Below are 13,097 nucleotides of genomic sequence, written 5' to 3'. Positions count from 1 at the left end.
TCCCGGGCGCCCAGGCCGCCGCCCCCCGACGCCGTTTCACCCGCCCCCAGTCCGCCGCTTGGCACCCCGCCGCCCCCCCGCCGCGCCCCCCCCCCCGCGGGGGGCCCCCCGCCACGCGGCTGGTACCGATCCCGTCGGGAGAGGCATGACACACCATCCCTTCCAGTTCGCCGTGACGACCTCCGGAGACCAACCCGGCAGCGGCTGGCCCGACTTCGTGCGCCGCGCGGAGGACCTCGGCTACGACCTCCTGCTGATCACCGATCACGTCTGCCAGGGGCTGGCCCCGCTGCCGGCACTGGCCGCCGCCGCGGTGCTCACCACCCGGATCGGCCTGGGCACGTACGTCCTGGGCAACGACCTGCGCAACCCGGTCCTGCTCGCGCAGGAGGCGGCGACGCTGGACAGCCTGTCCGGCGGACGTTTCACCCTGGGCCTGGGTGCCGGCTGGCTGCCGGAGGACTACCGGAGCACCGGCATCCCCTTCGGTCCCGGCGCGGAACGCCTGGCCCGGCTTGCCGAGACGGTCGCGATCGTGACGCAGCTCCTCACCACCGGAAGCTGCCACCACCAGGGACGGCACCACACCGTCCACGTCGACGACTTCGCCCCCCGCCGCCCGGACGGCACCCGCCCGGACCTCCTGCTGGGGGGCGCGCGGCGCGGCGCGCTCGCGCTGGCCGCGCGCTGCGCCGACACCGTGAGCCTTCTGCCGCGCACCACCGCGGAGCACACCGTCGACCAGCGGGACAGCACGCCAAAGGCCATGGACCGCAAGGTCGCCTGGGTCCGCGGGGCGGCCGGCCCCCGCTTCCCCCGGCTGCGGCTCAACCACGTGCTGTGGGAGTGCATGGTGCTGCCGGACCCTCGGCCCATCCTGGAAGTCTTCGCCAAGGCCATGAACGAGACCCCCGAACAGGTGGCGGACAACCCCGCCATGCTGATCGGCAGCACGACGTCCGCCGCCGAGCAGCTGGAACGGCGCAGAGAGCGCTGGGGACTGTCCACCGTGACCGTACCGGCCGCTGCGATGGAGGCGTTCGCCCCCGTCGTGGCCGCCCTGTCCGGCAAATGATCAAGTGATACGCGATCGACGAGGAGAACGAGTGTCGGAGCCCTTTCGTCTCGACGGCGGACGCGCCGTGGTCACCGGCGCCGGCCGCGGTATCGGCCGCGAGGTGGCACTGCTGCTGGCCCGCCAAGGCGCCCAGGTCACGGTCGTCGCCCGCACGGCCGCCGACGTCGAGGCGGTCGTGGGGGAGATCCTCGGCGCCGGCGGCACCGCGCACTGGATCGCCGCCGACTGCGCCGATCCCGCGGCTGCCGAACAGGCAGTGACCGAGGCGGTCGACCGGATGGGCGGGCTGGACATCCTGGTCGGCAACGTCGGTGGCTGGGGCGACGTGCCGGGTTCCACGGGACCGCTGACCGAGGCGACCGCGGCGGCGATCGACTCCGTGTTCGGGATGAACGTCAAGGCCCCGCTGCTCACGGTGATGGCCGCGGCCCGTGCGATGACCGCCCAGGGCACCGGTGGTGCCATCGTCTCCACCGCCTCCATCGACGGCCTGTTCCCCGCCCCGGGCGAAGCCCTGTACGGAGCGGCCAAGGCTGCCCTGATCAGCCTGACGGGCGCCCTCGCCTACGAACTCGGCCCGAGCGGCATCCGGGTCAACGCCGTCGCCCCGGCCCTGATCGAGACCGCGATGACCCGGCCGTGGCTGACGGACCAGGACGACCGGCAGGACCGTGCCTCCCTCTATCCGCTGGGCAGGTTCGGCAACCCCGCCGACGTCGCCGCCGCGGTGCTCTACCTGTGCAGCGACCAGGCGGGCTGGATCTCGGGGGTCACCCTCCCGGTCCACGGCGGCCAGCAGGCCACCAGCGACGCCTTCCGCTGGGTGCGCGCCCACAACACGGTGCCGCCGCGCCGTCTCATCTGATGCCGGCCCCTCCGCCCCTCGACACACGTCCGGGGTGTCACGCGGCTCCGCCAGGAGACCGGAAGGAGAACGATCGCATGCCCTCGCAGCCCCCCGTCCCCGGGGGTGAACGGCCCGCCCGGCGCGAGTCACCGCTCCTGGCGATGCTCGGGATGCTGCCGTCCGTCAGCCTCCCGCTGACCGGTCTGCTGCTGTTCGCACTGATCGGGGCCGCGCTCGCGCCGGTGGCCCTGACGATCGCCAATGGCCGCCTGGTCGACGTGGTGTCGGGCGCCGCCGCCCACGGGCAGGCCCCGGCGCTGCGGCAGGTCACCGTCCTGGGCGTCCTGATCGCGCTCGGGTTCCTGCTCCAGCAGCTCCTGGTTCCGGTGGCCCAGCAGACGGCCGACGTCCTCGGGCGGCGGCTCACCCGCCGGCTGAGGGACCGCGTCATGGCGGCCTCGCTCACCCCCACCGGCATCGGCCACCTGGAGGACACGGACACGCTCGACCTCGTGACGGGGGCGCAGGGGGTCGGCACCGCAGGCTTCACCCCGCGCGACGCGCTGATCGCGAGCGCGAACATCGGCGCGGCCAGGCTTCAGGCGGTGGCCTGCGCGGCCCTGATCGCCGTCTTCCAGTGGTGGCTCGCCCTGGCCCTGCTGGCCGGCTTCGCCGTCCTGACCAGCGGAGCCGTCGCGGACTACCGGCGCGGCCAGCAGGCGTTGATGGGCACCCCGGCGCGGCTGCGGCGCCCGTCGTACGTGCGCGACTTCGCGCGGGACCCGGACGCCGCCAAGGAGATCCGGGTCTTCGGGCTGCGGGACTGGCTCGACCTGCGCTTCCACCAGGAGTGGCGGGTCGCCATGGCGGGCCTGTGGCAGACCCGCCATGGCGGCCGTCTCCTCATGCCCGCGCTCACCGCCGGGGTGATGGCCGTGCAGCTCGGCGGCTTCACCGTGCTGGGACTGGCGGCCTCCAGCGGCGACCTGAGCGCAGGGCGCTTCACCGCCTACGCGGGCGCTCTGCTCGGGCTCAGTGCCGTCATGGGCGTCAGCCCGGACAACGTGAAGATCGACCAGGGAGCCGCCGCGATTCCGCTGGTCCGCGCGCTCGAACGCGCCCTGTCGCCCGCCCCCGTTCTCGTCCCCGTCCCCCTCCCCGTCCCCGTCCCCGCAGCCTCGATGTCCGCCGCGCCCGTCCCCACCGCCCCGGCCGCGGACGGGCCGTTCGGCGGTCCGCCGCCGGCCATCCGGTTCGAGGCGGTCGGCTTCCGTTACGCCGGACGGTCCGAACCGGTCTTCAGCGGCTTCGACCTGGACATCCCGGCCGGACGGTCCCTGGCCGTCGTCGGCGTCAACGGCGCGGGAAAGAGCACCCTGGTCAAACTGCTGGCCGGCATGTACCGACCGCAGTCCGGCCGCATCCTGATCGACGGCGTCCCGCTGACGGATCCCGACACCGCGGGCTGGCAGCGGCGGATCGGCGCGGTCTTCCAGGACTTCGTCCACTACGAGTTGAGCGCCGCGGACAACGTGGGACTCGGTGCCGTCGAGCACCTCGACGACACGGCGGGCCTGCGGACCTGCGCCGACCAGGCCGGAGCCGGGGAGCTGATCGACCGTCTGGACCACGGCTGGCAGAACATGCTGTCCGCCAGGTTCCCCGGCGGCCGTGACCTGTCCGGCGGCGAGTGGCAGCGGCTGGCGCTGGCCCGCGCACTGTTCGCGGTCCGGCACGGCGCCCGGGTGCTGATCCTCGACGAGCCGGCCTCCGCCCTCGACGTACGGGCCGAGGCGGAGCTGAACGACCGCTTCCTCTCGCTCACCGAGGGGGTGACCTCCGTGCTCATCTCGCACCGCTTCTCCACCACCCGCCGCGCCGACCGGATCGTCGTGCTCGAGCACGGCAGGATCCTGGAGAGCGGCAGCCACGACGACCTCGTGGCCGCCGACGGGGCGTACGCCCGGATGTTCCGCATCCAGGCCGACCGGTTCGACGGCCCGCGCACGGGTGGTGAGGCACGTGCGTGAGTCGCTGCGCGGCCTCGCAGCCGCCTTCGCGCTGTCCTTCCGCGCAGACCGCACCCGCGCGCTCCCCTTCACCGTCCTGTTCAGTCTGCGCCCGTTGACCCTGGTGGCCTCCGCGTACGGGCTCAAATTGGCCGTCGAGGCCATCCAGGCCCACCAGTTCGGCTCGACCGTCCGGCTCGCAGCCGTCATCGCCCTGATCAACGCACTCGGCTTCGCCGCCGGTTCGGTGGCGATCCGGCTGGCGGTCCCCCTCATCGAGCAGACCGCCCACCTGGTCGACCGCGAACTCATGCGGCTGTCGACCACGCCGGTCGAGCCGGCCGAACGCTCCGGCTGGCTGGACGAACTCGAAGTGCTGGCCGCCGACCGGATGCACCTGGCCGAGGGCTGCGACGTCACCTCGCTGCTCATCGGCGCCGTACTGCGGGCCGTCGCCACCGGGGTCGCGCTCGCCTTCGTCAATCCGTTCCTGCTGTTCCTGCCACTGCTCGCCTGGCCCTCGCTGGTGGCCGGCTCCCGGACGGAGCGGCTCAGGCAGCGGGCCCTCACCGACACGGCCGCCGACCAGCGCCAGGCCCGCTTCCTGTTCGAACAGGCCACCAGCGCCGGCCCGGCGAAGGAACTGCGCATCTACGGCCTGCGCGAGGAGTTCCGCAGCCGTCACCTGCGCCACCTGCTCGCGGCCGACGCCCGCCTGGACCGCGCCGGCGTGCTGGGAACGCTGTACGTCGCCGGCGGCTGGCTGGTCTTCGCCGCCGGTTACGCCGGAGCCGTGATCCTCGTGGCACGCCAGGCGGTCACGGGCGGGATCGGCCTCGGTGACGTCGTACTGACCCTGACCCTGGTGGCCAGCGTCAGCCAGCAGATGGCGCAGACCGTGCGCTTCGGCAACGCGGTCGACAACAGCAAGGAGGCGGGGACCCGGCTGCTGCGGCTGCGGGCCCGAGCCCAGGCGGCCGACGAACTCTGGACGGGCATCCTGCCGGCGCCGCAGCAGCTCACCCGGGGCATCGAACTGCGCGGTCTCGGCTACCGGTACGCCGACGCGGACCACGACGCGCTCACCGGCGCCGACCTGTTCCTGCCGGCCGGCAGCGTGGTCGGAGTCGTGGGCGACAACGGTGCCGGCAAGAGCACCCTCGTCCGTCTGCTGGCGGGCCTGGCCACCCCCACGCACGGAAGCATCCTGATCGACGGCACCGAGCTGCGTGACCTCGACCTGGCCGGCTGGCGCTCCCGGATCACCGCCGGCTTCCAGGACTTCGCCAAGCCCCAGTTCCTGCTGCGCGAGACCGTCGGCATGGGCGACCTCCCCAGGATCGACGACACCTTCGCCGTCACCGGCGCCCTGCGCGCCGCCGACGCCGAGACGCTCCCGGACACCCTCGGCGGACGGCTGAACACCCCGCTCGGGCGCACCTTCGACGACGGAACCGACCTGTCCGGCGGACAGTGGCAGAAACTCGCCGTCGCCCGCGCCATGATGCGTCCCGCTCCACTGCTGCTCCTGCTCGACGAGCCGACGGCAGCCATCGACCCGGCCGCGGAACAGGTCCTCCTCGACCGGTACGCGACGGCGGCACGCGCCATCGGCCGGGCCACCGGAGCGGTCACCCTGCTCGTCTCGCACCGGCTCGGCAGCATGCGCGACACCGATCTGATCGTGGTGGTGCGCCAGGGCCGGATCACCGAGGTCGGCACGCACCACGAACTCCTCGCGCTCGACGGCTCGTACGCGCAGCTCCACGGGCTGCAACGTCAGGCATACCGGTGAGCGGAGGACCTGGTGTCCCGACCTCGCGACCTGATGCCGCGGCCGCGGACCACGGTACCCGTCCGAAAGGAACCCCAGCCGATGCGTAGCTCCCGGCTACACACCCTGCCCTTCCACCCGCCGGCCACCCCGCTGCAACGGCGGATGTGGCTGGCCACGCAGTACGCCCGGGACACGCCCGTCTACAACCTCGCCTACGCCTGGCGGGTCGACGGACCGTTCGACCCGGAAGCCTTCCATTGCGCGTTGACCGTCATGACCGCCCGCCACGAGGCGCTCCGCACCACGTTCACCCTGCGGGAGGGGGAGCTGGTGCGCGTCGTCCACACCGAACTCCCACCGGAATTCACGCTCCTCGACGACGTCCCCGTATCCGGTGTCCGGGAACTGGCCGGGCAGGAGGCGAGGACCCGGTTCGACCTGGCCCGTGGTCCGCTGCTGCGCTGCCGGGTCCTGCGGCACGGTCCGGGCCGGCACAGCGTACTGCTGACCACGCATCACGTGAGCGTGGACGGGCAGGCGATGGGCGTCCTGCGGGAGGAGATCGCCGCCTGCTACGAGGCGTTCGTACAGAAGCGGCCGGACGCATTGCCGCCGGTCCACCGTCAGTTCGCCGACTTCGCCGCCTGGCAGCAGGAGGGGCTCGACACCGGGCGCTTCGACGCCCAGATCGCGTACTGGAAGGACCGGCTGAAGGACATCGCCGCTCCCGCCCACCTGCCCTTCCTCAAGCCGCGGCCCGTGATCCGCAGACCGGACGCCCTGTGGGAGGAGATCTTCTGCGACGTGCCGCTCGCCGCGGCAGCCCGCGCGCTTGCCGTCGACGCGCAGACCAGTGTCTCCACCGTGCTGATCGCCGCGGTCTCCCGGTGGCTCGCCGCCGAGACCGGCCTCGGGGAGGCCCTGATCGGGATGTCGACGGCCGGACGGTCGCTGCCGGAGTTCGACCGCCTGGTGGGGCTGAGCACCAACACCCTCCCGCTGCGCATCCCGGTACCGGCGGCGAGCACGGCCCGGCTCATCGACGAGACGCGCTCGGTCATGCTCGCCGCGATGGACAACCAGGACGTGCCGTTCCCGCTGCTGATGCAGGAACTCGGGCTGCCGCGCACCCTGCCGGTCAACCCGCTCACCCACGTCCTGGTCGCCCTGCGCGACGGCCTGGGCCAACCGCTGCGGCTGGCCGGCGCCGAGACGACGACGCTTGCGCCGGCGGCCCTGTCCAGCACCACGGACATCACGCTCGAACTCGGTCCGCAGCCCGACGGGACGATCCGTGGAGGCCTGCTGTACTCGCCGGACCTGATCGACCCGGCGGAGGCGGCACGGCTCACGGCGAGGTTGGTCGGCGTGCTGGAACGCATGGCGTCGGAGCCGCGGCCTCCCAGGGAGGATTCCCCCGGCGGGCCTCCTCGGCCGAGCGGGCCTTCGGAGCCCGGGCCGGGTTCCGCCGACGGAACGGCTCGGGGCCCCGGACCGGTTGCCGGCTCCGGGCCGTCCTCCGCTCCTGCGCCACTCGCGGGAACCGCTCCCCCGCCGACCGGCGATCCCGCGGTACGCCAGCACACCAGTGGACTGTGGCAACGCCTGCTCGACGGCGCGGCGCCGGCGGACGACGACGACTTCTTCGCCGCGGGAGGCGACTCGCTGCTCGCCGCCGAACTCATGGTGCTGCTCGGCGAGGCACTGCACTGCTCGCTGCCCCTCGACGTGCCGGTCGGCCGGCCCACCTTCGGGGCGATCGTCGCCGCGGTGACCGAGTACCGAGCCGGGGGGCGGCAGTGACCACGGCCGAGACGGCGGTCGTGGTCAAGTACGGGGGCGCGGCAATGGACGGCGGCCGTCTGTCCGCCACCGCGATGCGTGATCTGGCCGTGCTGGCCGGCGACAGCCGGCGGCTCGTCCTGGTGCACGGCGGCGGCCGCAAGGTGACCGAGGAGGCCGCCCGGCGCGGTCTGACCCCACGCTTCCTCGATGGTCTGCGGGTCACCGACCCGGACATGATGGACGTCGTGCGCATGGTGCTCGTCGGCCGGATCAACAAGGACCTGGTCGGTCAGCTCCAAGGCGTCGGCGTACCGGCGATCGGGCTGTCCGGCGAGGACGCCGGCCTGATGACAGCACGCACGCTGCGGGTCGACGGCGTCGCCAGGTTCGGCAGGGTGGGCGAGGTGGCCGCCGTCGACACGAGGGTGCTGACCATGGCGTGGGAGGCGGGTCTGGTACCCGTGGTCGCCAGTGTCGCGCCCGATGCGGCCGGCCTGCCCCACAACCTCAACGCCGACACCGCTGCCGCCGCGTTGGCCGCCGCTCTGCCCGCCGACCGTCTGGTCTACGTGAGCGATGTGGAAGGTCTGATGGCCGATCCGGCCGATCCCGCGTCGATCATCCCGCGCATGGGCAGCGACGACCTCGCGGCGCTGCTGCGCGACCGGCCTCCGCGGGACGGCATGCTGCCGAAGCTCTCGGGCGCCCTCACGGCGCTGCGCTCGGGTGTGCCCGTCGTCCGGCTGGTCGGCGATCAGGCACTGCTCAGCGCCTTCACCGCCGGCACCGGCCGGGGGACCACCCTGCACGCGTGACGGCGCATCCGCGAGGCGACCCTCGCTGCTCCGTACCCGCCTGCGGTTCGGAGAACAGGGGCGGCGCGGCGCCGGGCCTCTAAAGGATCATGCCGGTCCGTGCCGGTGGTCTCGCGATCACGGCCAGCCCGGACGAGAGTGCCGTATTCCCCCGGTCCCGGAGTACACGCTCCACGCCTACGGCACGGTGCGCGAGTCCGACATGGCCACCCACCAGGGTGAGGGCGACGGGGGTCGCTGCCCGCACGTTTCGATCTGAGGTGGGTTCGTTGGTCTGGTGGGCCGAAAGGTTCCTCCGGGACGGGGAGCGTCCTGCGTGGGCACGGGCTCCATTGGACACCTGAGGATCCGAATCTGCCCGAGTACGTCGACGGCCTGCGCTTCGGGAGCCGCGGCGAGCCGTATCCCCTCGGCCTGGGATCGGTCCTGCGCTGCCAACAGAACGGAGACCACGCCCGCTGTCGCCCTGTATTTCTTGCGCCTCAGTGGCCCATGCCAGGCCAGGATGCTTTCGCGTGCATGTCCGCCCGTCCGCATCGATCTGTCCGGCCGCACCCTGCGCCATCTCTCCGGTCTTCTGGCAGGTCACGGCTGGCGCATCGGCTCCCGCTGGCGTCGCCCGGCCTGCGGCCGGCAGGCCCCGCTCGTCCTGGCTCACTTGCGCTGCGGCGACACCTACGCGCCTCGCACCGGGCTTCCGCATCGGGATCGCCACGGCCTACCGCTACCCACCCTGGAGCAGGTCATGGAGACCGTGCGGAAGAAGGCGTACGTGATCCTCGACGGTACCGTGCTCTCCATCGACCGCATCGCCGCCGACCGCCCGCACTACGCGGGGCAGAAAATGCGCAGCCTGGCCGGAGGCCTCCAGGGCGTCGAGGACGAGCTCGACGCTGCGGTCCACGTCGCGGATGGCGTTGAGGTGGAAGGTCAGGCCGTCGTACCAGTGCTCGTCGTCGGTGACCGGTCCGAAGACGGTGCCCAGCATCCACGCGTACTCCGGAGACCGGAGACTGGTGCGTTCCGCTTCCGTCGACGACGGGGGCTGCCCGCCGGCCACGGCCGGGCCGACCCTCGCGGACGCCCCACCATGCCGCCCGGACATCCCGGACAGCCCGGTCGCCCGCGGCAGCCGCCTGAAGGGGTCGTCGGTGTCAGCGGACCCGGCCCGAGGCCTTGGCCGGAGCGACCTGCTGCCGGTGGGCGGGGAGGACGCCTTCGGCCGGGGCCTGCTGTCCGGTCGCTACTGCGGCGGTGGGCGTGGTGTGGAGCGGGAACGGACCGCCGCTGCGGACACCGGCCTCACCGGTGCCGCATGGTCGGCGCCGGGCGGCCGCCCGGCGGGGGCGAATTCCGCGCGGGCCCTGAGGATGAGGGCGGCCCGGCCGATGTCGCGCAGGGCCGAGACGAGGGGCGTCGAGGCGGGACGTAGCGGAGGCGAGGACGCCTGGCATCCCGCATCGGTATGGGTGGGCATGGCCGAGGGCGGCGGGCCGAAACGGCCGCAGTTCCCGTGGGTGAGGACGGACCGCAGTTCGGTCAGCAGCCTGTCCGGGTGGCAGCAATCGTCCGGAGGGAGTGATTCCGACTGTGCTGTGTGGCAGCCCCGGGGTCTGTGGGCATCGTGACATGCGTCCGGTTCGAGTCCCGTTGGCCCATACGACCGTCCCGGCTTCCAGACCGGCGGAAAGACGCGATCCGTGTTCCTGCGGAAGACGGAAGAAGCGAGGAGACTCCATGGCGAACTACCGCCGGCCCGTCCTGCGACGGGTGCTGACGAGTGCGGCGATCGGCCTCGTCCTGGCCGTCACGGGTCCTGCGGGGCTCGCGCAGGCCGACGGGGGTGCGGCTTCGGCCTCCACCGGTACCGCCGCCTCCCAGGCGCGCGCGGTATGCCCGCCCACGACGCTGTGGGCGAACACCGGCGGAACCTCCCGGAACCTCATTCAGTACGACACCACCGGCAACACCCTCAGCACCGCGCCGCTCGTCCGCGACTACGGTGACATCGCGTTCAGTCCGAACGGATCGACCCTGCACGGGGTCGACTTCCCCGGAACCCCGGGCTCGTCCACGCTTTACACCATCGACCCGGTCACCGGTGCGGAGACGGCGAGCACGCCGATCACCGGACCCCTTGCCGCGGTCACCCAGACACCGGCCGTCAACGGCCTGACCGCCCGCGCGGACGGGATCCTGATCGCCGGCTCGTTCAGCACGAGCCAGATCTTCCTGATCGACCCGGCCACGGGCGTCTCCACGCTGTTCCCGGCCTCGCTCCCGGCCGGCATCGTCTCGGCGGGTGACTTCATCACCCTGGACGACGGCGACGTCCTGGCCTTCGGCGCCGCGGACACGACGAGCCCGTCCCCGGTGTTCCGGATCCGTCCTGACAACACCATCGTCCAGATCGGCACGGTCCCCCAGACCTTCGGTGCCGCCAAGTCCGCCGGACAGGTCTACGCCTTTGCCTCCAACGGCGACATCAATCAGCTGAACAGCCTTCCCACCACCGCCTCCACGGCCGCTCTGCCGGTCACGACCGTCAAGGCGACCGGCAGCGGCTTCTACGGGGCCGCCTCCACCCAGGACGCCGGCACCTGCGTCACGCCCGCCTATACGATCGCCAAGACGGCGACGCCGGCACGCAAGGCCAACGAGGGCGACACCATCACCTACCGGGTCACCGTCCGCAACACCGGCGCCGCCGCCGCGACCGGCGACTTCACCGACGACCTCGGCGACGTCCTGGACGACGCTACCCTCGTCCCCGGCTCGGTCACCTCGACCACCGGATCCGCGGCTGTCACCGGCGCCACGCTGACCTGGACCGGGACCCTGGCACCCGGCGCCACCGCCACCGTCACCTACCAGGTGAACGTCAACGCTCCCGACACCGGCGACCGCACCCTGACCAACACCGCCGTGCCCACCGCCCCGGGCGGCACGTGCACCACCTTCCGCGCGTGCACCGTCACCATCAGGGTTGACAAGAACAAGAACAAGGACTGCGACAAGCCCGGCCACGGCCACGGCGACAAGCCCGGAAACGGCTACGGCGACGGTGGCCACGGCCACGACGACGACGGCATGCGGAAGCAGCCGGGCACCTCCCGCCACTGACCGCCGCACACCGCGGCCCCGGGGCGACGACAGTACGTGAAGCGCAGCGACCCGCTCCGGCAGAGCATGAGCCGTACGTGACCTGCGGGACACACCACGCTCCACAGCACCACCTCCCATCGCCGGACAGCCAGCGTGTGACAGGACCGAGCGAAAAGCACTCAGGGCCGTCTCTCCCACCTCCCGTGGGCGAGCCGGCCCTCACGTCGTCCGGCGCCGCGACGGCGCCACCGTGCTCCGGCAGACAGCGACGGCCCTCGCCACCGAATCCGAAGTCGGCGTCACCAAGGGTTCCCCCGTCCACCAGCCACCCCGTGCTGAAGCGTCCTCGCCCACCCCGGCACAAACGGGCCGGCACCGTCCGCTGCCCCGGGGCGGCGAGCCTGAGAAGGGCACAGAAGGGCGAGGGGGGTGTCGGTGAGGCCGGCGGTGGGTGTAGGCGAAGCTCGCCGCGTACGGGAGCGACTACATGTCTTGCGCGCGCACCGGTGAACACCGAGACCCGTTGTCGGACCCACTGCATCGGCTTCGCCCAGTCGGCCAGGCGTCCGGCGTTCCTGGGACTGGCAGTAGCAGGCGAGATGGACGGTGAACGGTGCACACTCGCAGCTATGGTGACGACGGAATTCGGGCAGGCAGTACGCCGCTGGCGCACCCGATTCCCACCCAACGCGGCCGGGCTGGCCGTTGACAGGACTCGGCGCAGCAGGTCCGCCCACGACTCGGTAGACTCCCGCACCCCCTCGGCCAGCGCGATCAGCTCCTTGGTTCCTCCGACCGGACGCCGAGCAGGACCAGGACGCACGAGTGGGCATGTCCGAGCCGGACCTTGAGGTGGACCCCGTCCGCCCACACGCAGACGAAGTCCCGGTCGGACAGGTCACGCTGCTGGAAGGCCGCGTGGTCGTCCTGCCACTGGCGCGTCAGCCTGGTCACGGTCGCCGGCGACAGCCCTGCCGTGCTGCCGAGGAACTGCTCCAGCACGGGCAGGAAGTCCCCGGACGACAGTCCGTGCAGGTACAGCAGCGGCAGCACCTCAGAGATCTTCGGGGATTTGCGGCACCACGGGGCCGGGATCTTCGATGCGAACCGCTTGCGCTAGCCGGTGACCTCGTCCATGCGGCGGTCGTTCATCCGCGGGGCCTGCACTTCGACCGGGCCGGCCGCGGTGGTCACGGTGCGGGGCTGGTGATGGCCGTTGCGGACCACCAGGCGGTGCCCGCGCTCGTCTGTCTCGGCAGACAACTCGGCCATGTGCTGGTTGACTTCCGCCTCCAGCGCGGCGGCGAGCATGCGGCGTGCGCCTTCGCCGACGATCTCGTCGATCAGGGAGCCGGACTGGGTGGAGCCGTCGTCGGTGACTACGCTGAGCACAGAGGTGCCTTCCCGGCTCGCCCTACGAACGCGGGCCCACTCGGAGACCATCAGAGGATCATTCGGGAAGGCACGCCCTCCGCGTTCCCCCCTCCCCGATCCTCAGGCTTCGAGCATTGCTCGCTCTCTGCGGTGCGGGATGACGTGTCCCGTGCCCGGACAGCCGTCGTCGGCGATCGCGAGGGACTTGCCGGCGGCGGCCCTGGCTCCGGATTCTTCCCACTCCTTGCAGTCGTTGGGGTTGGCGGCGGGTGGGGGGGGGTGGGCGGGGGAGCGGCCGGGTGTGGGG

Annotated in this window: 7 protein-coding genes and 3 pseudogenes; 8 read left to right on the top strand and 2 right to left on the bottom strand. The window is 72.5% G+C overall.

Going from position 1 to position 13,097, the window contains the following annotated elements:
* Nucleotides 1-145 precede the first annotated feature (145 nt).
* The 8 genes and pseudogenes from ACFXA3_RS17900 (at nt 146) to ACFXA3_RS17865 (ending at nt 11,434) form a co-directional block, all read left to right on the top strand.
* Nucleotides 146-1,075, top strand: a complete 930-nt coding sequence (locus ACFXA3_RS17900; RefSeq protein ID WP_385187800.1) for a TIGR03621 family F420-dependent LLM class oxidoreductase — start codon at nt 146-148, stop codon at nt 1,073-1,075.
* A gap of 31 nt (nt 1,076-1,106) precedes the next feature.
* Nucleotides 1,107-1,943: an SDR family NAD(P)-dependent oxidoreductase gene (locus tag ACFXA3_RS17895; RefSeq protein WP_385187798.1), complete on the top strand. Its 837-nt coding sequence runs from the start codon at nt 1,107-1,109 to the stop codon at nt 1,941-1,943.
* A 77-nt stretch (nt 1,944-2,020) separates the two neighbouring features.
* Nucleotides 2,021-3,955: an ABC transporter ATP-binding protein gene (locus ACFXA3_RS17890; RefSeq protein ID WP_385187796.1), complete on the top strand. Its 1,935-nt coding sequence runs from the start codon at nt 2,021-2,023 to the stop codon at nt 3,953-3,955.
* Nucleotides 3,948-5,729, top strand: coding sequence for an ATP-binding cassette domain-containing protein (locus ACFXA3_RS17885; protein WP_385187794.1), 1,782 nt, complete (start codon nt 3,948-3,950; stop codon nt 5,727-5,729). Before ACFXA3_RS17890 ends, ACFXA3_RS17885 begins: the two co-directional genes overlap by 8 nt.
* A gap of 81 nt (nt 5,730-5,810) precedes the next feature.
* Entirely contained in the window at nt 5,811-7,514 is a 1,704-nt protein-coding gene (locus tag ACFXA3_RS17880; protein WP_385187792.1) for a condensation domain-containing protein, read from the top strand.
* Nucleotides 7,511-8,311 carry an acetylglutamate kinase gene (gene argB, locus ACFXA3_RS17875; RefSeq protein ID WP_385187790.1) on the top strand — a complete coding sequence of 267 codons (801 nt, stop codon included), beginning with the start codon at nt 7,511-7,513 and terminating at the stop codon, nt 8,309-8,311. Before ACFXA3_RS17880 ends, argB begins: the two co-directional genes overlap by 4 nt.
* Before the next feature lie 505 nt (nt 8,312-8,816).
* Nucleotides 8,817-9,152 (top strand): annotated as a pseudogene (locus ACFXA3_RS17870) (transposase family protein); the annotation flags it as partial.
* A gap of 896 nt (nt 9,153-10,048) precedes the next feature.
* The gene (locus ACFXA3_RS17865) at nt 10,049-11,434 is read left to right on the top strand and encodes a hypothetical protein (RefSeq protein WP_385187788.1); all 1,386 of its coding nucleotides are present in this window, start codon (nt 10,049-10,051) and stop codon (nt 11,432-11,434) included.
* Between the two features lie 700 nt (nt 11,435-12,134).
* Here the strand turns inward: ACFXA3_RS17865 and ACFXA3_RS17860 are convergent.
* Both ACFXA3_RS17860 and ACFXA3_RS17855 read right to left on the bottom strand, forming a co-directional pair.
* A pseudogene (locus ACFXA3_RS17860) lies at nt 12,135-12,808 on the bottom strand (transposase); the annotation flags it as partial.
* Nucleotides 12,809-12,916: 108 nt separating this feature from the next.
* Nucleotides 12,917-13,097: pseudogene (locus ACFXA3_RS17855) on the bottom strand (hypothetical protein); the annotation flags it as partial.

Source organism: Streptomyces sp. NPDC059456, assembly GCF_042750055.1.
In the GTDB taxonomy this organism is placed as follows: Bacteria; Actinomycetota; Actinomycetes; order Streptomycetales; family Streptomycetaceae; genus Streptomyces.
Note: the sequence above shows the minus strand (reverse complement) of the source record. Positions and strands in the feature narration are given on the sequence as shown.